General features: G+C 38.3%; 22 protein-coding genes. 8 read left to right on the top strand and 14 right to left on the bottom strand.

Annotation, left to right across the window (positions count from 1 at the left end):
* Positions 1-4 precede the first annotated feature (4 nt).
* Positions 5-607: a 30S ribosomal protein S4 gene (gene rpsD / locus V7112_RS21570; protein ID WP_335423632.1), complete on the top strand. Its 603-nt coding sequence runs from the start codon at positions 5-7 to the stop codon at positions 605-607.
* 86 nt (positions 608-693) lie between these two features.
* On the opposite strand, the gene tyrS is transcribed toward rpsD, so the two are convergent.
* On the bottom strand, positions 694-1953 hold the full coding sequence (gene tyrS, locus V7112_RS21565) for a tyrosine--tRNA ligase (protein WP_335423630.1): 1260 nt from the start codon (positions 1951-1953) through the stop codon (positions 694-696).
* A gap of 150 nt (positions 1954-2103) precedes the next feature.
* Between tyrS and V7112_RS21560 the strand changes: the two genes are divergently transcribed.
* Complete coding sequence (locus tag V7112_RS21560; RefSeq protein WP_335423628.1) at positions 2104-5022, top strand: transglycosylase domain-containing protein; 2919 nt, start codon at positions 2104-2106, stop codon at positions 5020-5022.
* Between the two features lie 48 nt (positions 5023-5070).
* Here V7112_RS21560 and acsA read toward each other — a convergent pair whose 3' ends face one another.
* Entirely contained in the window at positions 5071-6789 is a 1719-nt protein-coding gene (gene acsA, locus V7112_RS21555) for an acetate--CoA ligase (RefSeq protein ID WP_335423627.1), read from the bottom strand.
* Positions 6790-6984: 195 nt separating this feature from the next.
* Between acsA and V7112_RS21550 the strand changes: the two genes are divergently transcribed.
* The 3 genes from V7112_RS21550 to V7112_RS21540 all read left to right on the top strand — a co-directional run bounded on the left by V7112_RS21550 (position 6985) and on the right by V7112_RS21540 (position 9585).
* Complete coding sequence (locus V7112_RS21550; protein WP_335423625.1) at positions 6985-7617, top strand: GNAT family N-acetyltransferase; 633 nt, start codon at positions 6985-6987, stop codon at positions 7615-7617.
* Between the two features lie 172 nt (positions 7618-7789).
* Positions 7790-8428, top strand: coding sequence for an acetoin utilization AcuB family protein (locus V7112_RS21545; protein WP_335423623.1), 639 nt, complete (start codon positions 7790-7792; stop codon positions 8426-8428).
* A 2-nt stretch (positions 8429-8430) separates the two neighbouring features.
* On the top strand, positions 8431-9585 hold the full coding sequence (locus tag V7112_RS21540) for an acetoin utilization protein AcuC (RefSeq protein WP_335423621.1): 1155 nt from the start codon (positions 8431-8433) through the stop codon (positions 9583-9585).
* A 167-nt stretch (positions 9586-9752) separates the two neighbouring features.
* Here the strand turns inward: V7112_RS21540 and ccpA are convergent, their stop codons facing one another.
* On the bottom strand, positions 9753-10751 hold the full coding sequence (gene ccpA, locus V7112_RS21535) for a catabolite control protein A (protein WP_335423619.1): 999 nt from the start codon (positions 10749-10751) through the stop codon (positions 9753-9755).
* 204 nt (positions 10752-10955) lie between these two features.
* Entirely contained in the window at positions 10956-12035 is a 1080-nt protein-coding gene (locus V7112_RS21530; protein ID WP_335423616.1) for a bifunctional 3-deoxy-7-phosphoheptulonate synthase/chorismate mutase, read from the bottom strand.
* Positions 12036-12369: 334 nt separating this feature from the next.
* Here V7112_RS21530 and V7112_RS21525 point away from each other — a divergent pair, with 334 nt between their 5' ends.
* Positions 12370-14529 (top strand): cell division FtsA domain-containing protein, encoded by a 2160-nt coding sequence (locus V7112_RS21525; protein WP_335423614.1) that lies wholly within the window; start codon positions 12370-12372, stop codon positions 14527-14529.
* Positions 14530-14675: 146 nt separating this feature from the next.
* Here the strand turns inward: V7112_RS21525 and ytxJ are convergent, their stop codons facing one another.
* The 3 genes from ytxJ to V7112_RS21510 are packed head-to-tail and all read right to left on the bottom strand — an operon-like array spanning position 14676 to position 15862.
* Positions 14676-15002: a bacillithiol system redox-active protein YtxJ gene (gene ytxJ, locus V7112_RS21520; RefSeq protein WP_335423613.1), complete on the bottom strand. Its 327-nt coding sequence runs from the start codon at positions 15000-15002 to the stop codon at positions 14676-14678.
* 13 nt (positions 15003-15015) lie between these two features.
* The gene (locus tag V7112_RS21515) at positions 15016-15405 is read right to left on the bottom strand and encodes a YtxH domain-containing protein (RefSeq protein ID WP_335423611.1); all 390 of its coding nucleotides are present in this window, start codon (positions 15403-15405) and stop codon (positions 15016-15018) included.
* A gap of 19 nt (positions 15406-15424) precedes the next feature.
* Positions 15425-15862: a DUF948 domain-containing protein gene (locus V7112_RS21510; protein WP_335423609.1), complete on the bottom strand. Its 438-nt coding sequence runs from the start codon at positions 15860-15862 to the stop codon at positions 15425-15427.
* A 185-nt stretch (positions 15863-16047) separates the two neighbouring features.
* Here V7112_RS21510 and V7112_RS21505 point away from each other — a divergent pair, with 185 nt between their 5' ends.
* On the top strand, positions 16048-17163 hold the full coding sequence (locus V7112_RS21505; protein ID WP_335423607.1) for an aminopeptidase: 1116 nt from the start codon (positions 16048-16050) through the stop codon (positions 17161-17163).
* Positions 17164-17210: 47 nt separating this feature from the next.
* Here V7112_RS21505 and murC read toward each other — a convergent pair whose 3' ends face one another.
* From murC to V7112_RS21470, 7 genes are all read right to left on the bottom strand, one after another.
* A complete protein-coding gene (murC, locus tag V7112_RS21500; RefSeq protein WP_335423606.1) occupies positions 17211-18509 on the bottom strand; it encodes a UDP-N-acetylmuramate--L-alanine ligase in 1299 nt (432 codons plus the stop codon).
* A 359-nt stretch (positions 18510-18868) separates the two neighbouring features.
* Positions 18869-21280: a DNA translocase FtsK gene (locus tag V7112_RS21495; protein ID WP_438823934.1), complete on the bottom strand. Its 2412-nt coding sequence runs from the start codon at positions 21278-21280 to the stop codon at positions 18869-18871.
* A 364-nt stretch (positions 21281-21644) separates the two neighbouring features.
* Positions 21645-22442 (bottom strand): DUF1444 domain-containing protein, encoded by a 798-nt coding sequence (locus tag V7112_RS21490; RefSeq protein ID WP_335423703.1) that lies wholly within the window; start codon positions 22440-22442, stop codon positions 21645-21647.
* 53 nt (positions 22443-22495) lie between these two features.
* A complete protein-coding gene (locus V7112_RS21485) occupies positions 22496-22810 on the bottom strand; it encodes a thioredoxin family protein (RefSeq protein ID WP_335423603.1) in 315 nt (104 codons plus the stop codon).
* 98 nt (positions 22811-22908) lie between these two features.
* Positions 22909-23406, bottom strand: coding sequence for a hypothetical protein (locus V7112_RS21480; protein WP_335423601.1), 498 nt, complete (start codon positions 23404-23406; stop codon positions 22909-22911).
* Positions 23407-23543: 137 nt separating this feature from the next.
* Positions 23544-24059: a DUF84 family protein gene (locus V7112_RS21475; RefSeq protein ID WP_335423599.1), complete on the bottom strand. Its 516-nt coding sequence runs from the start codon at positions 24057-24059 to the stop codon at positions 23544-23546.
* Between the two features lie 66 nt (positions 24060-24125).
* Entirely contained in the window at positions 24126-25205 is a 1080-nt protein-coding gene (locus V7112_RS21470) for a M42 family metallopeptidase (RefSeq protein WP_438823933.1), read from the bottom strand.
* A 156-nt stretch (positions 25206-25361) separates the two neighbouring features.
* On the opposite strand from V7112_RS21470, the gene V7112_RS21465 reads away from it, so the two are divergent.
* A complete protein-coding gene (locus V7112_RS21465; protein WP_335423596.1) occupies positions 25362-25670 on the top strand; it encodes a PepSY domain-containing protein in 309 nt (102 codons plus the stop codon).
* Positions 25671-25688: the final 18 nt, after the last annotated feature.

Raw genomic sequence — 25688 nt, 5'->3', positions numbered from 1 at the left:
ATTCATGGCTCGTTATACTGGTCCAAGCTGGAAATTATCCCGTCGTCTTGGAATCTCATTAAGTGGTACTGGTAAAGAATTAGAAAAGCGTCCTTACGCTCCTGGACAACATGGTCCAAACCAACGCAAGAAGCTTTCTGAATATGGTTTACAATTACAAGAAAAGCAAAAGCTTCGTCATATGTACGGAATGAATGAGCGTCAATTCTACAATACATTCGTCAATGCAAGCAAAATGCAAGGCGTTCTTGGTGAAAACTTCATGATTCTTCTTGAATCACGTTTAGATAACCTAGCTTACCGTCTTGGTCTTGCACGTACTCGTCGTGCAGCTCGTCAATTAGTTAACCATGGTCATATTCTTGTCGATGGAAAACGTGTTGATATTCCATCTTACCGTGTAAAACCTGGTCAAACTATTGCAGTTCGTGAAAAATCACGTAACCTTGTAACAATCAAAGAAGCAATCGAAGGTACTACTTTTGTACCAGAATATTTAACTTTTGATGCTGAGAAATTAGAAGGAACTTTCACTCGTTTACCTGAGCGTTCTGAATTACCAGCTGAAATTAACGAAGCATTCATCGTTGAGTTCTACTCACGTTAATCTTCTTAAAGAGGAAAGGGACATCCCTTTCCTCTTTTTATTTCAAAAACAAATTAAGGTGCTCCGAATAGGAACACCTTAGTTTTCTAGTATTTGATTAAGAAATACTTTTTCTTACCTCTACGGATTACAGTGAATTGTCCTTCGATTCGATGTTGCCCCGAAAGTACCGCATCTACTTCTTGGATTCTCTCACCATTTACATAAATGGCTCCATTTCCAATATCCTCACGCGCCTGACGCTTCGATGGTGATATTTTACTCATGACTAACAAATCAACTAAGCTAACCTCTGCTTCTCCGTCAAATTCATAAGAAGGGACATCCTTAAAGCCTTGCTTAATTTCCTCGGCACTTAATTCACTTATTGATCCACTGAACAATGCTGAAGAAATCTTCACCGCTTGCTCAAGTGCAGCCTCTCCATGAACTAATTTTGTTACCTCTTCTGCCAAAGTCATTTGTGCTAAGCGCTTTTCTGGTGCATTTTGGATTTCCGTTTCAAGGTTTTCAATTTCCTCTTTTGAAAGGAATGTAAAATATTTTAAATAACGAACAACATCACGGTCATCCGTATTGACCCAGAATTGATAAAACTCATATGGTGACGTTTTTTCTTTATCTAACCAAATTGTTCCACCTTCTGTTTTACCAAACTTAGTTCCGTCAGACTTCGTTACAAGTGGAATGGTTAGACCATAAGCTTTTGCATCCTCTACTGTCTTACGGATTAATTCTAGTCCAGCTGTGATATTTCCCCATTGGTCACTTCCACCGATTTGAAGTCGGCAACCTTCATTTTCATACAGCTTTAGAAAGTCGTAGGATTGTAAAATCATATAACTAAACTCAGTAAACGATATACCGGCATCTAAACGAGACTGGACTGAGTCTTTTGCAAGCATATAATTTAGTCCAAAACTCTTTCCGATATCACGCAAGAAAGTGATTAAGTCTAAGCTTCCGATCCAATCATAGTTATTCGCAATTTCGGCAGGATTTCCTTCTGCTTCGAAATCTAAAAAGCGAGAAAGCTGCTCCTTGATGCTATTACTATATTGTACAACAACCTCTTTCGGATTTAACGTTCTTTCCGCTTTTTTACCACTTGGATCACCAATTAGACCAGTAGCGCCACCAACTAAAGCAATCGGCTGATGTCCAGCCAATTGGAATCGTCTCAATGTTAAAATTCCTACTAAATGGCCAATATGTAAGCTATCTGCGGTTGGATCAAATCCACAATACAATTTAATCTTTTCATTGGCTAATATATTCTGTAAGCCTTCTTCATCCGTTATTTGATTGATAAGGCCCCTATAGGTCAAATCCTGAATAACATTCATTAAATTTCGAATCTCCTTTTCACCATATAATAAGGTTTTTCTATCACATTCCGTCTAATATTGTCAAATTAAAAACTGGAAATTCATAAAAAAATACTAAAGTTACTATTGTATATGCTATAATAAACTTGGATTTTTAGGGGGATGATTATGAATTTCAATAAATCACAGAAATTTGAAAAAATGAACTCTTTTTGGCAGAGAGTCACATCAAATAAAGTAGTTAGAACTATAGGTGGTAAAAAGACCCGTAAAGGTATAAGAGTTACATACGGCGTTGTATGGAATTTATTTTTACTCTTCTTTATAATCGGTCTTCTTGGTCTCGGGTTTGCCGGAGGAGCAGGTGCTGGATACTTTGCATCTCTAGTAAAGGACGAACCTGTTCGAAGCTATGATGCTCTACAGAAAGATATCTATAATTACGAAGAAAATACAGAGGTGTACTTTGCAAACGAAGTCTATCTTGGCCAATTGCGAGCAGACCTCCACCGTGAAGAAGTGTCGCTTAATGATATTTCTCAATATGTCAAGGATGCTGTTATTGCAACCGAAGATCAGTACTTCTATAAGCATGATGGAGTAGTTCCAAAGTCAATTTTACGTGCCATCGTCCAGGATGTAACAGGTTCACCCATCCAAACTGGGGGAAGTACACTAACACAGCAATTGATTAAGAACCAAATTTTATCAAATGAAGTATCGTTTGATCGGAAAGCAAAGGAAATCTTAATTGCATTACGACTTGAGAAGTTTTTTGATAAAGATGAAATACTAGAAGCTTATTTAAACATTATTCCTTATGGACGAAATTCATCAGGTCGAAATATTGCCGGGGTTCAAACAGCCGCTCAAGGGATTTTTGGAGTAGATGCAAAGGATTTAAACCTGCCACAAGCCGCTTTTATTTCCGGTCTACCTCAAAACCCATATGTATATACTCCTTTCTCAAATCAAGGAGGTAAGGTAAAAGAAAACTTAGAACCTGGTCTTAACCGAATGAAAACAGTCTTGGAGCGTATGCTTACAGGCGGGTTCATCACCCAGCAGCAATATGAGGAAGCGCTCGCATATGATATTCGTGGAAACCTTGTTCCACCAAAATCAGAACCTGCAGAAAAATATCCTTGGTTAACGGCTGAAGTAGAAAAACGCGCCACTGATATTTTAATGAAAAAATTGGCTAAAGATGATGGGTACGAGGAAAAAGATCTTGAAGAAAACAAGGATCTTCGAAGTCACTACTACTATATAGCTGATAGAAACCTTCGTCAAAATGGATATAAAGTCCATACCACTATTGACAAGGAAATTTTTGACACAATGCAAGAGGTCGTAAAAAACTATCAATATTTTGGTCCAGATCAACCGGAAACAAAGGTTATTGATAAGGAAACCGGTGAAAAAGGAAAAGTTTATGAACCGGAAGAAACGGGTTCTGTGCTAATTGAAAATAAGACAGGAAAAATTATTAGTTTCGTGGGCGGACGTGATTTCGAACGTGAACAAACAAACCATACTTTTAGTCCTCGTCCAAATGGTTCGACTATGAAACCACTCTTGGCCTATGCACCAGCTATGGAATTAGGATTAGCTCAACCGGGAAGTGTCATTGCAGATGTGAAATTTACTTATGGTAAGTACTCACCTCAAAACGTTGGGGGTCCAAACGACTTTGATGGTTTAATGTCCGTAAGGCACGCATTACAAATCTCAAAGAATATACCGGCGATCAAGACTTATTTAAAAGCCTTTGATCAACGTCCAATTACGTTTTTAGAGAAAATGGGATTCACTTCCTTAGATAAAAATGATTATCATGCACCATCACTAGCCATTGGCGGGATGACATATGGTGTTTCTGTTGAAGAGAATACAAATGCGTTTGCTACATTTGCTAATGATGGTAAGTTTATAGATGCTTATATGATCGAAAAGATTGTTACAAAAGATGGTGACGTCGTGTATCAGCATGAGACGAATCCTGTTGATGTATTTTCTCCACAGACTGCGTATTTAACAATCGATATGATGCGTGATGTTATTAATGGCGGTACTGCTGCATCCCTAAATGGTTATTTAAAGTTTAATGCGGATTGGGCAGGTAAAACAGGTACAACAAACTTCGTTCAAGACGTATGGTTTGTTGCAACAAATCCAAATGTAACGATGGGAATATGGATGGGATATGATACACCAAAATCAATACCTTCAAACTACAAGGGACTATCCTATTCAAGAAGAAGTATTCTTCTTTGGGCGCAACAAATGAACGCTGTATATGATATAAAGCCTGAACTTGTTCAACCAAAAGAAAACTTTAAAATGCCTGGGGGAATCGTATCACGTTCTTACTGTGGAATTTCAGGCTTACTTCCATCTGATTTATGTCGGGAAGCTGGTCTCGTTCAATCTGACATTTTTAATGCGAAATTTGTTCCAACAAAGGTTGATGACAATCTTGTTAAAGGTAAGTACATTGAAGTAGATGGGAAAGCATATCGTGTTCCAGCGAGTGCTCCACAGGAATTTGTCCAAGAAGGTATTATGATCAAGAAGGAATTTCTAGAGGAACACGACTTGAAGGATTCTAAAGCAATTGCGCAGTTACTCCCTAAAAATAGCCGTTGGAGCAATCTTGTCGTAACAGAAACAGAAGAACTTCAAGACAATGGCTCAGTTCCTTCACAAGTACAAGGTGCATCGATTTCTTCTGGCATATTAAGATGGGCAAAACATGAACACAATGATGTGATTGGTTATCGAATTTATGGCGCTGCTAATTTCACAGCAGATTTCAAGAAGATTGGAAGTATACCTGCTACGAAAGATTTACAATTTAATGTTGGTAATGCCGTTGGAGCTTATTATGTCACTGCCGTTGATGTCACCGGTAAAGAGACACCACTTGCAAATTCAGTTTTACTTAAGAGTGGCGATTATCAACCAGAACCAGAAGTTATTGCTCCGCCACCAACTCCTCCAGCAGAGGGAGAAAATAATGGTAACAATGGCAATAACGGAAATGGTAAGGGCAATGGTAAGGGCAAAGATAACGGAGAAAATTAAAGGATAGAAAAAGAGGTGATCAATTGGATCACCTCTTTCTTTTTGGATTTAATTTTCCATTGTTGATAGGTCGCCAGTTGGCAAATCAAGCTCCCATGCTTTAAGAACACGTCTCATGATTTTACCGCTACGAGTTTTTGGAAGTTTGTCCTTGAACTCAATTTCACGAGGTGCTGCATGGGCAGCTAATCCTTTTTTCACAAAATCCCTAATTTCTTCTTTTAATTCGTCTGTCGCTTCATAGCCATCAATTAATGCGACGAATGCCTTAATAATTTCTCCTCGTACAGGATCTGGCTTTCCGATTACACCTGCTTCTGCGATTGCAGGATGTTCCACGAGCTTGCTTTCAACTTCAAAAGGCCCAACTCGCTCACCAGAGGTCATAATTACATCATCCACACGACCTTGGAACCAGAAATAACCGTCTTCATCCATATATGCCGAGTCCCCTGATACATACCAATCACCTGGCATAAAATACGATTCATATTTGGCTGGATTGTTCCAAATTTGATACATCATGGACGGCCAACCCTTTTTAATCGCCAAATTACCCATACGATTTGGAGGTAATTCATTGCCTTGGTCATCGACAATGGCTGCGTTTATTCCTGGGAATGGTTTACCCATAGAGCCTGGCTTAATTTCCATACAAGGGTAATTACTAATCAACTGGGCGCCTGTTTCTGTCATCCACCAGTTATCGTGAATGCGTAAATTGAAGACCTTTACTCCCCAACGGACAACTTCAGGGTTTAACGGCTCCCCAACACTTAATACATGGCGCAACGAGCGTAAATCAAATTGCTTTACAAGTTCGTCCCCAGCGCCCATTAACATTCTAAATGCGGTTGGAGCACTATACCAAACGGTAATGCCGTAATCCTCAATTGTTTGGTACCAGTTTTCCGGGCTAAAGCGTCCTCCTACGATTACGTTGGATGCTCCATTTAGCCAAGGACCAAAAATGCCATATGAGGTTCCTGTTACCCACCCAGGGTCAGCTGTACACCAGTAAATGTCATCCTCCTTTAAATCAAGAATCCATTTTGCTGTTTGGTATTGCTGAATCATCGCATTATGAACATGCAGGACTCCCTTTGGCTTACCTGTGGAACCTGAAGTATAGTGTAAGAGCATGCCATCCGTTCTCTCGACCCATTCGATTTCTAGCTCTTTACTTGCTGTTTTTAACCGACCAAGAAAATCAATAAAAGGGCCATCCTCTGTTACATTTTCTCCTACTAAAACAATATGCTTTAATGCAGGTAATTCATTAAAAGGAACCCGGTCTACTAAATCTGGAGTAGTGACGATCACTTTTGCATCACTATCATCTAAACGATCACGTACAGCACCTTCCATGAATGCTTCAAAAAGCGGACCAACGATTGCTCCTAATTTAATCGCCCCTAATACTGCAAAATACAATTCAGGAGAGCGGGGCATAAACACAAATACGCGGTCACCTTTTTCAACATCGGCAGCTTGTTTTAAGACGTTAGCTGCACGGTTTGTATATTCTTTCATTTCTTTAAATGTATACTTCTCATCACGAGCAGAATCACGATAATAAAGGGCAATCTTATTTTTCCTTACACCCTCAGCATGGCGGTCAATAGCTTCATAGGCAATATTAACTCTACCTGTTTCAGACCAAGAAAAGTTCGATTCTACCTCCGCCCAATCAAAATTCGCATATGCTTCATCATAATCTTTTAAATTATAATTCCCCTTAGTTGCTGGTAACGCTTCCACTTTCACTGTACATTTCCCCTTTATGTAAGTTATTTACTATTCTATTATAAAATAAAATTCACCTTTTCTCAATTTTTAAAATTTTGTTTATATATTATTTTTCTGTAAAATTGTATAATAACTGTAATAGAGTCTGAAAACGCTTCACTTTTACTAGATTGATTGTATAATGAATATGACTTTAGGAATGGTGGTGACATTGTGGAGCATAAGAAAACGTATAATGCTAAGGAACTAAAAACCCCTAGTGGTACGCTAATTATAGAAGGACCCATAACTGGTGAGACCCTTGCAAGCTACGAATTTCACGAAGACCTTGTAGCTTTTCGTACTCCAAACCAACAACATAAGGCTTTGATCGAAATTGCTGATCTACCTGAAGGAAGAATTATTATTGCAAGAGAACATAATACCATTGTTGGGTATGTTACATATCTTTATCCAGATCCGCTTGAACGTTGGTCTGAGGGAAAAATAGAAAATTTAATAGAATTAGGAGCAATTGAAGTTATTCCAAAATTTCGCGGTAGTCGGGTTGGAAAAAATCTATTGATCGTTTCAATGATGGACGATTGGATGGAGGACTATCTGATCATAACTACTGAATATTATTGGCACTGGGACTTAAAAGGTACAGGACTTAATGTTTGGGAGTATCGAAAGGTAATGGAGAAAATGATGAGTGCCGGTGGACTTGAATGGTTTGCTACAGATGACCCTGAAATTAGTTCACATCCTGCCAATTGCTTAATGGCTCGAATTGGAAAACGAGTTAATCAAGATACAGTAGAAAGGTTTGACAGATTACGCTTTATGAATCGATTCATGTATTAAGTGGATGTTCAAAAGTCCGATGAAAATGACACATCGAATTTCTTCGTTGGCTTGCTTTTCCGTTCCTCACGTATTTAATACATACGCTCCGGTACTCCAAGCAGCGCCGCCTCGAACTTCTTGGTCCTTTTCATCCTCCTTTTGAACTTCATTAACAGTAAGGGGGATATACATGATTGTTGAAGAAATTATGAAAAAAAATGTAACAACTTTATCAGCTAATGATTCCATTTCAACTGCGATAAAAATGATGGACGAAAAAAAAATTCGTCATATTCCAATCGTAGATACTAATCAACATATAATAGGGCTTATAAGCGACCGTGATCTTCGTGATGCAAAGCCCTCCATCCTAGATTTTACCAACGAAGAAAAAAACCTTGATACACCGCTTAAAGAGATAATGATAAAAGACGTGATAACCGGTCATCCTCTCGATTTTGTTGAAGAAATCACAGCTGTCTTTTCCCAGTATCGTATTGGCTGTCTTCCCATCGAATCTAAAGGAAAATTAGTTGGAATTATTACAGAAACAGATTTACTTCATACCTTTGCACAATTAACTGGTGCAAATCAACCAGGCTCTCAGCTAGAAATTAAGGTTCCAAATCGGGCAGGTACGTTAGCAGAGGTTGTTAATATCATTAAAAATCATAATGTTAATATTCACAGTGTCCTTGTGTATCCTGACAAGGATGCCAATTATAAAGTACTTGTGTTACGCGTCCAAACAATGAATCCGAATAACATCATTACAAATCTGAAAAATGAAGGCTATACTTTGATGTGGCCAACACTCCCAGGGCTTTAATCATGACGAAGGAATCAGTTTTTGTCTATTCCGATCAATTGTTAAAATATCGCTTTAGCCATGACCATCCTTTTAACCAAACGAGGGTTAAGCTTACATATGATTTACTCAAAAGTCTGGGCTTGTTAGATGACTCAGATATCATACCACCTAGAATTGCAACAGATGAAGAATTGCAGCTTGTCCATGATCCTAGGTTTATCGAAGCGGTTAAGTTAGCTGGAGAAGGAAAACTCTCCGAAGAAATAGGACATAGCTATGGAATCGGCACTGAGGATACGCCTATTTTTCCAGGGATGCACGAAGCAAGCGCCTTATTGGTTGGTGCTACTCTTTCTGCGGTTGACCATGTCATGTCTGGCAAATCCAAACACGCTCTTAATCTTGGTGGTGGACTACATCATGGATTCCGTGGGAAGGCCTCCGGATTCTGTGTGTACAATGACAGTTCTGTTGCCATTCGCTACATGCAAAAAAAATATAATGTAAGAGTACTTTATGTTGATACAGATGCACATCATGGGGATGGAGTTCAATGGACATTTTATGATGATCCTGATGTATGTACTCTTTCCGTTCATGAGACAGGAAGATATCTATTTCCCGGTACAGGAAACGTGACTGAAAGAGGCTCAGGCAAAGGCTATGGCTATTCTTTCAATGTCCCGTTAGATGCGTTCACTGAGGATGAATCATGGTTACACGCCTACACCACAGCTTTTACAGAGGTAACCGAGTTTTTCAAACCAGATGTGATTTTTACACAAAATGGCGTGGATTCCCATTATTATGATCCGTTAACCCATTTGTCGACCACGATGAAAATTTATCGTGAAATTCCCAAGCTTGCCCACAAGCTTGCTCATCAATATTGTGATGGCCGCTGGATTGCAGTTGGTGGCGGTGGTTATGATATTTGGAGAGTCGTGCCAAGGGCATGGTCTTTGATTTGGCTTGAAATGATTGAAAAATCGGAGATAAGTGGCCCCCTTCCAATCGATTGGATCCATAAATGGCAGCCACAGGCAAAATTATCCCTGCCTACATTCTGGGATGATGAACCTACAATTTATCCACCCATTCCAAGAAAATCAGAAATTGAGGAGAAAAATGCACTGACCGTTACAAAAGCTCTATATCCGATCCGCAATAAATAGAAAAGCTTAATGCTTCCGCTTATCGGCGACCAGCATATGACGATCGCTGACAGAAGGTGCACTTTACCTTCCGAAGCGATTGGCTTAGACCAGAGGGCCGATGGCGCCTGGAGCTAGACATCGAAATTAGAAGACACGGCACATCTGCCGTGTCTTTTTTTGTCTTATTATTTCGTTGATTTTCTAAATTCAATTCGGTGTGGTAATACTACAATTTGATCATCAACATTTTCTTTATTCATCAACTTCGTTAATAATCTCATTGCCACTGCACCAATGTCATACATTGGTTGAACAACTGATGTTAGCTGTGGACGCACCATCAGAGCTAAACGTGTATTATCAAAGCCAATCACTTCTATATCATCCGGAATCGAATAGCCTAAATCTTGCGCACTATGGATAACACCTAATGCCATTTCATCTGAGCCAACAAATACAGCTGTAGGTTTATCAGCTAATTCATGTATTTTCTCGAAGCCTTCAATACCTGAATCGTAAGTATAATCACCTTCGATTACAAATTCTTCCTTGAAAGAAAGTCCGGCATCCTCGATTGCACGTTTATAACCAGCTAATTTCTTTTCATCATTGATCGGTTCAGTTAATAGCCCACTAATAAAGGCAATTTTTTGATGGCCTCTTTTTGTTAATTCCATAACCGCATCATAAGATGCCTGTTCGACATCAATGGTAACGGCTGGGACTGAGTTTGAGCTTTCCGCTGAGGCTGCTAATACGATTGGTACAGGAGATTTTTCAAATTCCGCTACATGTTCCTCAGTAATATTTCCGCTCATAAAGACAATACCGTCAACCTGCTTACCAAGCATTGTATTTAAAAGATGAAATTCTTTATCCTTGTTTTGGTCCGAGTTGCTAAGGATAATATTGTATTTATACATTGTCGCAATATCTTCAATTCCACGAGCCAGCTCTGAGTAGAAAATATTTGAGATATCTGGAATGATAACCCCGACTGTTGTCGTTTTTTTACTTGCTAGTCCACGGGCCACAGCATTTGGACGATAGCCTAAACGGTCAATTGCCTCTTGTACTTTTTTTCGTGTAGTTGGTTTTACGTTTGGGTTACCATTTACAACTCGTGATACTGTTGCCATTGACACATTGGCTTCCCTTGCTACATCATAGATTGTCACATTCATTGACAGCACTCCTTATTTCAAGTTCATTCACTTATATGTAGTATGAACTTTTTTATACAAACAAATGTCATATTTGCTTACTTTATGTAAATTATCATACGCTACTTAGTTTATTAGGGCAATTACTTTGTGCACTTTTTAACAAATTCGTTAAAAAAAGACCAAAAAACCTCCCACTATAGTAGTAGGAGGTTTAAATGAAAACTATACACGAACCGCTTGAGATGCCTTTAGTTCTGTAATCCATTTTTCGAATTGATCAAAATCCATTTGCTGTGCTGAATCTGATAAAGCAACTGCAGGATCTGGATGTACCTCCGCCATGACACCATCTGCTCCAATTGCAAGAGCCGCTTTTGCACATGGCAATAATAAATCACGACGTCCAGTTGAGTGTGTTACGTCAACAAATACTGGTAAGTGTGTTTCTTGTTTTAAGATTGGAACCGCAGAAATATCTAATGTATTACGAGTAGCTTTTTCGTAAGTACGGATACCTCTTTCGCAAAGAATGATTTGGTCATTTCCTTGAGATATGATATATTCAGCAGCATTTACGAACTCATCAAGCGTTGCAGCCAATCCACGTTTCAATAATACAGGCTTTTTAACTGAACCAGCAGCTTTTAATAATTCAAAGTTCTGCATGTTTCGTGCACCAATTTGAATGACATCAATGTAATCACAAGCAACTTCAATGTCCGCTGGGTTGACAATTTCACTGATAACAGCCATGTCAAACTCATCAGCAACACGTTTTAAAATTTGTAAACCTTCAAGTCCTAATCCTTGGAAGTCATAAGGAGATGTTCTTGGTTTGAAGGCTCCACCGCGAAGTAAGCGTAATCCATATTTTTTCGCTTCTTGTGCAACTGCAGCTGTTTGCTCATAGCTTTCAACAGCGCATGGACCAACGATGAACTGTTGTGCACCATTACCAATTTTTACACCTTTCACATCTACAATTGTGTCCTCAGGCTTTTTCTTCCGTGAAACAAGGAGAGCTTTACGATGATCATCTTCTTGTATCTCAAGACCTGCTTTAAAGATTTCTTTGAAGATATGTTGAATGGTAGATGTTTCAAATGGTCCTTCATTATGTTCCAAAATATTATTTAACATTGTTCTCTCGCGTACAGGATCATAGCGATTTACACCTTGTGTTTCTTTTACTTTTCCAATCTCTTGAACCAATTTGCCGCGTTCACTAATCAATTTAAGAATTTCAAGATTAATTTCTTCCACTCTGTCGCGAAGGTTATCTAATTCTACTGCTTTACTCATCTCACTCTTCCTTTCTCAAATAAAATCAAATGTGCCTTGGCATATTTGTGTCCAGATTTTTTAGGCCCACAGGATGTGGCGTTTTTAGTCTTTGTTCTTACTGCTCAAAAACTTTCCTTGAAAAATCTGTGACATCCGCCGAAGGCTTAGCTTTATTCAGTTCTGTTGAATAAAGCTTTATAATGTCGCAATTTAACCGAAAATATGATACATTTCAAGTAATTAGAATTCATTATAAACGAAATCATTCAATCTGTCACTAAATTTTTTATTACTTAAACGCTTTTAAGCAATAAAGCGTTTTATGATTCTTGTAAACATGGGTGAATACACAATGGAAAAAAATCCAACAATTTTTGCACTTGATATTGGGACACGTTCTGTCGTCGGACTTATTGTTAAAAAAACGGGTTCTATATATAAAATGATTGATATTGTAATTCGTGAACATAAAGAAAGAGCCATGGTCGATGGGCAAATTCATGATGTTATTGCTGTCTCTAATGTAATACGTGAAATCAAAGAAATACTAGAGGAAAAGCATGGTAAATTAACAAATGCAGCCGTTGCCGCTGCTGGAAGAGCCTTAAAAACGGAACGCTCTACTGAAAAAATTCAGATTTCCTCAAAACCCTTGATTCAAAAAGAAGATATTTTGCATTTAGAGTTAAGCGCTGTTCAAAAAGCTCAATATGCATTAGCCGAAAAAAATCAATCAGAAAAAAGCTATGACTACTACTGTGTTGGCTACTCCGTAATCCACTACTTCTTAGACAATCAAGAAATAGGTAGTCTAATCGACCAGCAAGGGGATGAAGCCAGTGTTGAGATCATCTCGACTTTCCTTCCTAAGGTAGTTGTCGAATCCTTAATATCTGCTTTGCATCGGGCAGACCTTGAAATGCAGGCACTAACCCTTGAGCCAATTGCCGCCATTAATGTACTCATCCCACAATCAATGAGGAGATTAAATGTCGCACTAGTTGATATTGGTGCAGGGACCTCTGATATTGCCATTACAGATGAAGGAACTGTTATTGCTTATGGTATGGTACCAATTGCAGGGGATGAAATTACGGAAGCAATTAGCGACCAGCTTCTCCTCGACTTCCCACTAGCCGAACAAGCCAAACGTGATTTATTAACGAATGATACCATTCAAGTTGTTGACATTCTTGGCTTTGAAACGGAAATCAGAAAGGATGAAGTAATTGACAATATTTCTGCCTCAATTGATAAATTAGCAGAATCGATTCGGGACGAAATACTTCATTTAAATAAAAGTAAATCTCCCAAAGCTGTCATGCTCGTTGGTGGAGGCAGCTTAACTCCCGAACTTCCAAAACGGCTTGCGCATTCACTAGGTTTACCTGAAAACCGTGTTGCAATTCGCGGTATTGATGCAATAAACCAGGTTGAAATGACTGATCATATTCAAAAAGGCCCTGAACTCGTAACACCAATTGGGATTGCAGTTGCTTCAAGTCAATCACCTGTCCACTATGTCAATGTAACAGTCAATCAAAAGGCAGTGAGGCTTTTTGAAATGAAACGCCTTACTGTTGGAGATAGCATACTTGCAGCTGGAATTAAACTACATAAGCTTTACGGAAAACCTGGAATGGCAATGATCGTAAGGGTAAACCACCAGTCTGTGACAATTCCTGGAGGATATGGCGAATCACCTATTCTTCTAAAAAATGGGAATCCGTGTTCACTTGAGGATGAAATTATAAATGGTGACGAAATCATAGTGAGTAAAGGAAAAGATGGTACAAAAGCTACCGTGATGATAAAAGACCTTATCGACGATATTCCTCAAAAAAGGATTTACCTGAATGGCGAAGAAATGGTGATAACAGCGACTATCAAGCAAAACCATCAAATAGCCAGTCCAGAAAGCTTTGTTCATGATCATGATGATATTTCATTTTATTTTCCGGAAACAATCGAAGAAATCTTCCGGACAAGCACTTATCCATTACGTGATGAATTGGTAAATAGATTTACCATTTCTTTAAACGATCAAAACATTCAGCTAGAACCGTTTTCTGGAAAACTAATGAGAAATGGAGCTAAAGTTTCCATACATGCACCATTTAATAATCTAGATTCTTTTGAAATCAAACAGGGGACAGCCCCGACCTTAAATCAATTTGCAGAATCACAAAAAATTCAATTGGACTATTCAATTCAAGTATTCTTTCGGGAGAAAATGATATCTCTCAATAAGCCATTACATGAATTTTTTCGTAATGGGGAGCTTCTTCACGAGGATGATCTTCTTAAACACGGGGATCAACTTCAAATGACAACGAAAGAAGTGGAACCTTTTATATTTCAGGATTTATTCCGTTTTGTCGATATTCAATTACCCACAGGATCAGCAGGAAGGTTTATGCTTCTAAAAAACGGAGAGGAATGCACATTTTATGATGTCCTCTCACCTGGGGATCAATTAGACATTATTTGGCCAGACAGATCTTCACTATAAAGCAAAAAGTCCATGGTTGATGACCATGGACTTTTTTTCCGATGTCTAATTCCAGGCGCCATCAGCTCTTTGGTAATAAGCCAATCACTTCGGAAGGTTAGGCTCGTCTTATATTTGTCGCCGATTAGCGACGCCTTGCACTTTTCTTATTTGCCAGCTGTTCCTAATGATTCTTTTGTAATATTTCTATGGGAGGCATTCCATTTAACCTTGCCATCCTCAAATAGCAGTGCCTGTGGTGATTCATGTTTAATTTCAAAGTGTTCCGCAATGTGGTTAGAAAGATCTCTTGCTTCTTGTACATTAAGATAATAAGTCGGTACATCCTCATGTTCGGCTACAAATTGCTCATACTCATCAAATGCAGCTTTACTAATTGGGCATGTTAGACTGTGCTTAATGAAAATAAAGTTATTTTCTTTTTCAAGTACATTATTAAATTCTTCGATTGTTTCGACCTTTATTTTCCCCATGTTTCCATCTCTCCTAATAATTCGTTGTTTGTGTATTTTTTTCTGCTTCTGTTAAAGCTTGCTGTGCTTCAGCTAGCTTTTCCTGGAACAACTCTTTATTTTCAACATGTTCCTCAACTGTATCTTCTATAGTTGTATCCACAGGTACAACCGTTTCTGTTTCCTGGCTGCTTTCCCCAGTAGGAGCTTTAAAGTCTTTTACTTTCGTTAAAATTTGATTAGACTGTTCAGAAAACGTTTTAGTTAAAGAATTTGTTTTTTCCTTTACAACAGAGGCTTGGTCATTAAGTTGTCTGCGCAAATCCTGACCTGTTTTTGGTGCTAGAAATAATGCAGTCGCAGCTCCAACTGCTGCACCAACGATTGTTCCAAGAATAAAGTTTGAGCCATTATTTTTTCCCATTGTATCCTATCCCCTTTCCTTAATTTGAAAAATCTTTGTCATGCTTTTGTTTCTTATCTTTCCATTTATCCCAAATCTCTATTACAGCATTCCCTACTTGGACTACCTGTGAGATTTTGGTCTTGTTTTTCTCTAATTGCACGGCAACCTCTTCTGTCACATTTCCTACTGATTTATTGAAACGTTGCAACGAAGTTCCGACATCCTTAACAGCATTAACGACAGTGTTTAAACTTTCGGACTTCTGTTGAATATCTTCTGCAAGCTTATTTGTTTTATGCAATAGCTCTGTCGTTTCACTTGTTACACCCTCCATCTGTTTTTCTAACCCAGATAAGGTTCCCGCCACATTATCCAGTGTTATTTGAAGAGAACGTAGTGTTCTTGAGAGATAAATAACTAAAATTAAAAATGCCACTGCTACTACCGCGACGCTTATGTATACGATAAGAATCATTCGTGGTGCACCTCCTTATATCTTTCTTACCCGATTTTTACCATAATTAATCATATACCCCTATTGTTTAACTTTCGACATTATTCCTTTGAATTCCTTCACTTCATTTTATTTAATAAACAAATTTCTTTTATTAGGTTACAATAAGTATGTACATAAGCAAATAGGATATGGAGGCAATAATCATGAAAGATCCACGTATTGAAACACTCGCTCGCAATTTAATTAATTATTCTGTACGCCTCAAGGAAGGTGAAAAAGTACTAATTGAAAACTTTGGTTTGCAGCGTGAACTCGTGATTGCATTAATTAATGAAGCATATAAAGCAGGTGGATATCCATTTGTATCATTAAAGGACCATCAGGTTGACCGTGCATTATTACTTGGAGCACAGGAAAAGCAATTTGAGATGAAAGCGGATTTTGAAGCAAAAGTCATGAGTAAGATGGATGCTTATATCGGCTTACGTTCTGGAGATAACATTAATGAATTTGCAGATGTTCCAGATGATAAAATGAAAATTGAAGGAAATACAGTCGGAAAAAAAGTGCATCGTGAAATCCGTGTTCCAAAGACAAAATGGGTCGTTCTTCGTTACCCGAATTCTTCAATGGCTCAGCTTGCAAAAATGAGCACGGAAGCGTTTGAAGACTTTTATTATAATGTTTGTAATTTAGATTACGGGAAAATGAGCAATGCAATGGATGCGCTTGTTGAGCTTATGGATAAGACAGATAAGGTTCGCATTACCGGTCCAGGTACTGACCTTACTTTCTCCATTAAAGGAATCAAATCAATCAAATGTGCTGGTGAAATGAACATCCCGGATGGTGAGGTATATACTGCGCCTGTTCGTGATTCAATCAATGGTACTTTAACCTATAATACACCATCACCATATCAAGGCTTTACGTTTGAAAATGTTTCACTAACTTTCAAGGATGGGAAAATTATTGAGGCAACTTCCAACGATACAGAGCGTATTAATAAGATACTTGATACGGATGAAGGGGCACGTTATGTTGGTGAGTTTGCAATTGGGGTAAACCCATATATTCAACATCCAATGCAAGACATTCTATTTGATGAAAAAATCGATGGAAGCTTCCACTTCACACCAGGACAAGCATATGAGGATGCCTACAACGGAAACAACTCAAATATCCACTGGGATATGGTCAATATCCAACGACCTGAATATGGTGGAGGGGAAATGTATTTTGATGATGTGCTAATTCGTAAAGATGGCCGTTTCGTCGTCCCTGAACTTAAACCATTAAATCCAGAAAATCTTAAATAATCGAAAAAGGACCTTTGCGATTTGAATCGCAAGGTCCCTTTTTTCGTTTAAACTGACACTTTTTCATATGCGTCTTGAAATTTTTGAATATCTCCTGCGCCCATGAAAATAAGCACACTGTTCTCATGCTTTTTAAGGATAGATGTATTGTCCTCTTTTATTAACTCCGCTCCAGGTATTTTACCCTGTAGGTCAACGATCGAAAGTTCTCCTTTGTTCTCACGTGCCGAGCCGAAAATATCACAAAGATATACTTGATCTGCCTTTTCTAAGCTTGCCGCAAAGTCATCTAAAAATGTTTGTGTTCTTGTAAAAGTATGTGGTTGGAAAACCGCCACTATTTCACGGTCAGGGTATTTTTGACGTGCAGCCTCAATGGTCGCATTGATTTCGGTTGGATGATGTGCATAGTCATCAATTAAGATTTGATTTCCAACCCGCTTCTCAGAGAATCTCCTCTTCACACCCTGGAAGCTTAATAAACGGTTTTGAACAATCGATACATCAATATTTTCATAATGGCAGAGTGCAATAACTCCTAGAGCATTTAACACATTATGGTTTCCGTATCCAAGAATTGAAAAAGATGCGAAAAAGGTATTACGTACAAACACGTCGAAGGTCGTTCCTTCCGTGCTTTTTTTAATATTACGCGCCTGGAAATCATTTTCTTCACCAAATCCATAGAAAACAACAGGAACTTTTGCCTGAATGCTTTGAAGATACTCATCGTCGCCACATGCAATAATTCCCTTTTTCACCTGAAGCGCCATTTCTTGAAAAGCATTAAATACATCTTCAACATTCGCAAAATAATCCGGATGATCGAAATCAATATTTGTCATAACGCAATAGTCAGGGTGATAGCTTAAGAAATGTCGTCTGTATTCACATGCTTCAAATACAAAGTTTTTATTATTTTCAGATCCCATCCCTGTTCCATCACCGATTAAATAGGAAGTGGGCTCTGCTCCTTGCAAGACATGTGCAAGTAAGCCCGTCGTCGAAGTTTTTCCATGGGAGCCGGTTACAGCAACGCTCGTATATTTTTTCATAAATTCACCTAAGAAACGGTGATATCGAATAACAGGTAGCCCCATTTCATTCGCTTTTACTATTTCTTCATGAGTATCAGGAAAGGCATTCCCGGCAATAACTGTCAGACCTTCATGAATATTGTCCTTATCAAAGGGCAAAATCTTTATTCCTCGTTCCTCTAAAGGCTTTTGTGTGAAATAAAATTTTTCATGGTCAGACCCTTGAACTTCAAAATTCATATCATGAAGTATCTGTGCCAATGAACTCATGCCAGTACCTTTGATTCCAACGAAGTGGTAAACTGTCATATAAAGAACCTCCAACAATGTCTATCTGTAAGACAGTATATGAAATTCATCTAGTTTTGATAATTGTACCCATTATTTTGAGATAGGTGCTATTAGAAAATCGAATTTTATGTACATACAATCATCTCACATTTTTTCATTATAGCACTAATCAATGGTGAAGACCATTACGAAAAAATGCCTAGAATTTCGTCGAAAATATGTAGGATGTCCCACAAAACAAGTATAGGAGTGGGATGGGTTATCCTTATTATGAACGGAGGACAATAGAATTAACCTTTAGCTACGCTGATTTTTATATCGTTTAGTGTTTATTTAGGACTTTTTGACTAAAACATAAAAGCCGATAACAAAAGTTATCAGCCTTCATGGAGATCCGCTAAGTCTTCTTCAGTAATTAAAACTTCACGTGGTTTACTACCACGAGATTCAGAGATAATTCCTTGTTCCTCCATCATATCAATTAAACGAGCTGCCCGATTATAGCCGATTCTGAAACGTCTTTGTACACTTGAGGTGGATGCCCCTCCATGTTCTAAAACAAACTCACATGCTTCTAAATATAATTCATCCTCATCATTTGAAATGGAAGCCTTCTTTAAAAGGTCGCCTTGCTCAAACATATAACTCGGTTTCATTTCAGCTTTTACATAATCAACAACTGCTTCGATTTCATCATCAGAAACAAAATTTCCTTGGACACGGAAAGGCTTTGATGAGCCATTCTCAAGGAATAGCATATCTCCCCTACCAAGCAGCTTTTCTGCCCCACTTGAATCAATGATTGTTCTAGAATCGACCTGTGATGACACTGAAAATGCAATACGTGTTGGGACATTTGCTTTTATTAAACCTGTGATTACATCAACTGATGGTCTTTGCGTTGCAAGAATTAAATGGATTCCACACGCTCTTGCTTTCTGTGCAATCCGGCAGATTGAATCTTCCACTTCTCCTGGTGCCACCATCATTAAATCGGCAAGCTCATCGATGATAATGACGAGATATGGAAGCTTTCCACTTTTTTCATCATGCTTTTTCACCATTTCATTGTATCTGCTAATGTCACGAACACCGGAATGGGCAAATAATTCATATCTTCTTTCCATTTCCTCAACTGACCACTTAAGGGCTGCCGTTGCGGCCTTTGCATCTGTAATGACAGGGCTCACAAGGTGAGGAATATGATTATATGGCGCAAGCTCCACCATTTTTGGATCAATCAAAAGAAGCTTTACTTCATCTGGTGAAGCCTTATAAAGTAAACTAACAAGCATTGCATTGATACATACACTTTTACCAGATCCCGTTGCACCTGCAATTAATCCGTGTGGCATCTTTTGTAAATCCGTCACAATCGGCTTACCAGAAATATCAAGACCCATTGCCACCGTTAATGGTGATTTATTTGATGTAAATTCTGAGCTTTGGATAATTTCCTTTAAAAGCACAGCTTTACTTTTTTTATTTGGCACTTCAATTCCAATTGTATTTTTCCCTGGTATTGGTGCTTCAATTCGAATATCCTTAGCAGCCAAGCTTAATTTAATATCATCTGATAGATTTGTAATTTTATTTACTTTTACCCCAGGCTCTGGATGTACTTCAAATCTAGTAACAGCAGGGCCCTGGGTTACATTCACGACCTTTGCACGGACTTTGAAATTCCGAAGAGTTTGGTCCAATATATTCCGCTGTTCCAATAGCCACTGACTATCGTCCTGCTGTTGGGCAGGTGGTGAATTTAAAAATGAGAGACCTGGAAACGAATATCCATGGAGTTGCTCTTCGTCTTCTGGATGCAATTCTAATTCCCGCTTCATTGGTTGTTCCTGTTGTTTAGAGGTTTCCTGTATGATTGGTCGATCTTGTTTTCTTTCAGATTCGATAAGCTCTTTTGGAGCTGGTTGACTTACTTGGCTTGTATCCTTTTGCGGCAATTTTTGTTTATCCTTTTTAAACATTAAAACATTAAAAGGAATATTGGACCTTCTTGGCTCCGTATTTGCTCGTTCAGGGTTCTCCGTCTGTTCAACTGGCGGGTCGATATTCTCCACAGTTTCCTCATTTTTTTCCACTCCAGGCTCCACAGGTATTTCTTCTATAGGTTGTAGTGATTCTTCTATCTCTTCTATCTCCTCTATCTCCTCTATCTCCTCTATCTCCTCTATCTCCTCTATCTCTTCTATCTCTTCTATCTCTTCTATCACGTCAGTATAAACTGGTTCTTCCTTGATTAATTCTTCTTCCCTGATTAACTCATTAGCAAAGCTAGCAACCTGTTGCAGTTTTGCTTCATCAGACACAACCTGTGGTTCCAGTTCAAGTTGCTCAGTTCGTAGAATAGTAGAAGCAACCTCTTCTTGAGCTTCCTTCCATGCCCTAGCAATTGATTCCGTATCCGTGATAGGTTTTGAAGGCAGTTCAAATTCTACTATTTCATGAGGCTTCGGCTTACTTAGACCATATACTGGGGAAGGCGTTTCAGTTGGGCGAAAGGGTTGTTTCTCCTGTAACTTAACAACCTGTTTTGGATTAGAATTCCTTTTTGGTTGTGAACTTCTTGTTTGCTGAGTTCGCCTAGTTTCTGCCTTTTCTGGCTTTCTGATTTCTTGGTCTGGAATGATTGGAAATCGAAATTTCCCTTTTGGGTACTCATATGTAACTCTCGCTTCAATATGTTTGTTTTGTCGGATTTGAGTCGTTTTACTATCAATTGGATCATCAACGTCCGCCTTTAAAAAATGTAGTAATCTTTTTATCCAATTCACAACTATCACTCTTCCATTTTGATTCTATTCCTTATCCCGCATTAACGGGCAGTAGGATTCCCATCTAAATACAATTTTAATATAGACAAAGATGTATTTAGGTGAATAATAACTGCCCGTAAAAGCCCGATTGGTTCGACTAACAATCAGTAGGGGATAAAAAAATCCCCTACTGATTGTAGTTTCACTTTATTGTAACAAAAAAGCCGCTAGTTTTCCTAGCGACTTTTGGTAGAGTACATTTTATCCCGCATTAACAGGCAGTATAATCCCCCCTTAGGTGGGGATAACTGCCCGTAAAAGCCCGATTGGTTCAACTAACAAACAGTGGGAAATGCAGTGCCCCACTGTTTGAAGTTTCACATTATCTTCTTGGTCGATTTTTCCCAAGGATAAAAATCGGCTCAAGCTCACCATCATCATATAGAAATGAGAGCGCCGTAATCGGAACACGTCCACTTGCAAAAAAGCTCATAGTCATCTGTGCAAGAATGTCATACCCCGTTTCATTTTGTACATCAACTATTATCAAAACATCCTGATGTGGCACAGCGACTGCCATCGTTCCTTTTATTTGCTGGCTCATTTTTTGTAAAAATGCATCATTCAAAATACGGCTGGCATCATACCCATCATTTTTATTAATAAAATAAAAGGTATTTCCTGCAACCTCATCCGTTTTGTACGAAACATCTAATGAACGAAGATTGAACCTTGCAATTTCACGAATCCGTTCAAACTTCCAATTTTCCTTTTTTAGCAACCTCTGATCAATCAAACGGTATGTTTTTCCAAGATCAAGTGCATAATAAATTCTTGTTTCTGCAGTATGCTCATCGTACACTAAATCTTCCCCATCATTAGATTGAGTTGGGAACGAGGTTGAACGAATAACCGGAAAAATATTTTTTTCTTTTCCTTCAAGCACAAGCTCACTATTCATTACCATTAACGATTCTTCAATATAATAAATGACTTCATCAACACTTGCTGGGCCTTCTTCTTGATATTTCGCTACAATTCCAGGCAGCGTCACCGTCATTCCTTTTTTCGTTTCCTTGTCCTCAATCCGCAACGTATCCTTTTTAGGATCAAAGGCAAAATGCCAGTTATGATCTGCAAGTTTATCTTGAATGATTTTCTTTAATTTTTTTGAGTCCATTTTCCTATAATTTTTCGAGTCCATTGTATCACTCTCCTCTCTTTTCAATGTTCTTAAGAGAGCTCATTAATGAATTGTTCAATTTCTTCCTTCGTTTTACGGTCTTTACTCACAAATCGACCAGTTTCTTTTCCATCCTCATATGCTACAAAGCTAGGGATACCAAACACATTTAAAGTCGCACATAAATCGATAAATTCATCACGATCTACATAGTAAAATGTATAGTCAGAAAAGGTACTTTCAATTTCAGGTAAAAATGGGTCGATAAAACGGCAGTCTGGACACCAATCTGCTGAAAACATTAGAATGTTCTTTCCGTTTTGGATAATCTCTTGATATTGATCTATATGTTCAAGTTTCTTCATGTTCATAACCTCCAAATCTGTATGCACTTATTATCATATATTCTTTTACTAAAAACAAATAAAAGCCCCTAACGAGTCGCGGGGCTTTAACCTTAGATTTAGTATTGAACGGATGAAACGATTTTCATCATTTCCGAAGCATTCTCCGACATATCGCCAAGCTTCACCTCTGTTGTCATTTTTATACCGCCAATTCCTACAGTTACAAGGTAAAGCTTGTCCTTAGTTTCAAATGCTTTAACATATCCATATCGCTCATTGCCTGTATAAGTTTTGTCGACTGCAAATTCCTTGGCAACGATTTCCTTATATAGGACATCACTGGTCCGTTCTTCAATTGGATTGATAAATAAAATAAAGGTTTGATTATCTTTTTGAAGGATTACGTTATTTTTATCCTTCTTTTCTATCTTCATAGTTGATGGTAGATAAAAGGATACTTCTCCATTTTCACTATTTGCTTTTTCAGGTTGGGCGTTAAAAGCAGTTTCGACAGATGTAACCGTTTCCTTAGATTCATCTTCTACTGATGAACAACCTGACAAAAGTCCTACTATCATTAGTAAGGTTAGAAAAAGGACCTTCCCCAGTTTCATTTTCTCTCACCCCTTAAATAGGTAGACTTACCTTATTTCTCTATTTTCTATAATAAACCTATTAAATTCTAGGTTGCAAGACTAATTTTTAAATTTTTATCAATAAGAAATAAGTACCATTTTAATTCTAGGAATACTTACGCATTTTTCTTGTATGTATATTGACCCACTAGGAGTTTTACAACATGGGTAAACATGTCATTTCGATTAACATAATGATTCGTGAAGATGCCAATTGCACCTTCAGCCTTTCGAATGTCTTTTTGTTTTGTGAAATCCTCCATAACATCCCCGAGCTCGATACCCTTTCTTAATTCCCTGGCTATCTCATCTGGGAGGAGGATTCTCGCTCCACCTGCAATGATCGGTTCATTATTTTTGTCAATAATAGCGCCCCAATTACATAGAAACATCCCAAATTCAGTTTCAACAACGCCACCCTCTAGTCCAATTCCAAGGTCAGCACCAACATGCTCGAGAGCTGATTTAGCGCGATTAATTGCACCTTGAATGGTCTCCTCATCTGAAAATGGCTGGGCAGCTACGCCTGAAGATACGGATGAAGACAAAAAGTTTGCTTCAATACCATCAAATCCATTCTTAATTGCATCTACTTTCGCAGGATTTTTCGTTCCAATTGCAACTTGTAACATGTAAACCACCTCATTACCAAAATGAATGCTCGGCAGATGCCGAGCACATTAATTGTTTACTTAATTTTATCCATTTTGACGAATGGTATCCACAGTTGTACGGTCAGATGACTTAACTAGAGTAACAAGTAATTCTTTTGCAGCTGCATAGTCGTCCACATGAATAATTGAAGCATGTGTATGGATATAACGTGAACAAATACCAATAACTGCTGATGGCACACCTTCATTTGAAAGATGAACTTGACCCGCATCTGTTCCACCTTGAGAAATAAAGTATTGATACTTAATGTTATTTGATTCTGCTGTATCCAAAATAAATTCACGCATGCCACGATGCGTAATCATCGAACGGTCAAAAATACGAAGTAAAGCGCCGTTTCCAAGTTTACCAAATGCATTTTTATCTCCTGACATATCATTTGCCGGACTTGCATCAAGCGCATAGAAAATATCCGGTTTTATCATGGCTGCAGAAGTTCTTGCTCCTCTTAAACCAACCTCTTCTTGTACAGTTGCTCCAGAATAAAGGGTATTCGGTAGCTCGACTCCTTGAAGTTCCTTTAACAATTCAATGGATAAACCACAGCCATACCGGTTATCCCATGCTTTTGCTAAAATTTTCTTTTCATTGGCCATTGGTGTAAATGGACAAATCGGAACAACTTGTTGACCAGGCTTAATGCCAATCCGAATCGCATCTTCACGATCATCAGCACCAATATCAATTAACATATTCTTAATATCCATTGGTTTATTTCGTTGACTCTCTTCCAAGAGATGTGGCGGAATTGATCCAATTACCCCGATAACAGGGCCATTATCTGTAATAATTTGAACTCGTTGTGCTAATAGCACCTGGCTCCACCAGCCGCCTAGTGTTTGGAAACGAAGCATGCCATTTTCTGTGATTGAAGTGATCATGAATCCAACTTCGTCCATATGGCCTGCGACCATGACTGTTGGACCATTCGCTTCACCGCGACGTACTCCAAAAATACTACCTAATCGATCTTGTACAACCTCATCTGAGTATTTTTCTAGCTGGGAGCGCATAAACTTTCTTACCTGGTGTTCGTTTCCTGAAGCTCCAGGAAGCTCGGTTAACGTTTTAAAAAGCTCTAGTGTATCTTGTTTCAATTTCATTCTCCTTCCAAGTTATAAACGTGCCGTTTTTTTAATACTATATATGTACATTATTTAGTATATCGAAATTGTTTTTTTGTTACCATAGCTAACATAGCGAATTTTAAAAAATCAGGTATACTTGTAGTATGGATTAAGTCGGTTAGGAGGGACATGATGAGCTGGAATAAATTTTTACTTGGCTTTGGCGTCGGTTTTGCAAGTGCTCTCCTTTTGAAGGAAGCACTAAGTGACTCCACGATCCCCGGTGATAGGGCCTTAAAATTAGCAAAAGAAGCCTTCAAACAAAATGGCCCCATTGAAGGGTCCTGGATTCAAATGAATCCCGAAGATTACTCGAAGTCAGGCATTCGGTATCAAGTGTACAAAGGTGGCATTTCCCGTAAAATTGATCAAGAAAGCCACCAATATGAATTCGTTATGGATGCCAAAACAGGTTCCATTTTAGAGGTGAATCCTTTGTAGCTTATAGGACGACAATCC

It is taken from the genome of Bacillus sp. JJ1566, assembly GCF_036962685.1.
Taxonomy (GTDB): Bacteria; Bacillota; Bacilli; order Bacillales; family Bacillaceae_L; genus Ferdinandcohnia.
Note: the sequence above shows the minus strand (reverse complement) of the source record. Positions and strands in the feature narration are given on the sequence as shown.

Excerpts from the sequence above, each read along its gene's own strand:
- rpsD (WP_335423632.1), top strand. The coding sequence starts at position 5 with ATGGCTCGTTATACTGGTCCAAGCTGGAAATTATCCCGTCGTCTTGGA.
- tyrS (WP_335423630.1), bottom strand. The coding sequence starts at position 1,953 with ATGAATGTTATTCAGGATTTGACCTATAGGGGCCTTATCAATCAAATA.
- V7112_RS21560 (WP_335423628.1), top strand. The coding sequence starts at position 2,104 with ATGAATTTCAATAAATCACAGAAATTTGAAAAAATGAACTCTTTTTGG.
- V7112_RS21545 (WP_335423623.1), top strand. The coding sequence starts at position 7,790 with ATGATTGTTGAAGAAATTATGAAAAAAAATGTAACAACTTTATCAGCT.
- V7112_RS21540 (WP_335423621.1), top strand. The coding sequence starts at position 8,431 with ATGACGAAGGAATCAGTTTTTGTCTATTCCGATCAATTGTTAAAATAT.
- ccpA (WP_335423619.1), bottom strand. The coding sequence starts at position 10,751 with ATGAATGTGACAATCTATGATGTAGCAAGGGAAGCCAATGTGTCAATG.
- V7112_RS21530 (WP_335423616.1), bottom strand. The coding sequence starts at position 12,035 with ATGAGTAAAGCAGTAGAATTAGATAACCTTCGCGACAGAGTGGAAGAA.
- V7112_RS21525 (WP_335423614.1), top strand. The coding sequence starts at position 12,370 with ATGGAAAAAAATCCAACAATTTTTGCACTTGATATTGGGACACGTTCT.
- ytxJ (WP_335423613.1), bottom strand. The coding sequence starts at position 15,002 with ATGGGGAAAATAAAGGTCGAAACAATCGAAGAATTTAATAATGTACTT.
- V7112_RS21515 (WP_335423611.1), bottom strand. The coding sequence starts at position 15,405 with ATGGGAAAAAATAATGGCTCAAACTTTATTCTTGGAACAATCGTTGGT.
- V7112_RS21510 (WP_335423609.1), bottom strand. The coding sequence starts at position 15,862 with ATGATTCTTATCGTATACATAAGCGTCGCGGTAGTAGCAGTGGCATTT.
- V7112_RS21505 (WP_335423607.1), top strand. The coding sequence starts at position 16,048 with ATGAAAGATCCACGTATTGAAACACTCGCTCGCAATTTAATTAATTAT.
- murC (WP_335423606.1), bottom strand. The coding sequence starts at position 18,509 with ATGACAGTTTACCACTTCGTTGGAATCAAAGGTACTGGCATGAGTTCA.
- V7112_RS21490 (WP_335423703.1), bottom strand. The coding sequence starts at position 22,442 with ATGGACTCAAAAAAATTAAAGAAAATCATTCAAGATAAACTTGCAGAT.
- V7112_RS21485 (WP_335423603.1), bottom strand. The coding sequence starts at position 22,810 with ATGAAGAAACTTGAACATATAGATCAATATCAAGAGATTATCCAAAAC.
- V7112_RS21480 (WP_335423601.1), bottom strand. The coding sequence starts at position 23,406 with ATGAAACTGGGGAAGGTCCTTTTTCTAACCTTACTAATGATAGTAGGA.
- V7112_RS21475 (WP_335423599.1), bottom strand. The coding sequence starts at position 24,059 with ATGTTACAAGTTGCAATTGGAACGAAAAATCCTGCGAAAGTAGATGCA.
- V7112_RS21470 (WP_438823933.1), bottom strand. The coding sequence starts at position 25,205 with ATGAAATTGAAACAAGATACACTAGAGCTTTTTAAAACGTTAACCGAG.
- V7112_RS21465 (WP_335423596.1), top strand. The coding sequence starts at position 25,362 with ATGAGCTGGAATAAATTTTTACTTGGCTTTGGCGTCGGTTTTGCAAGT.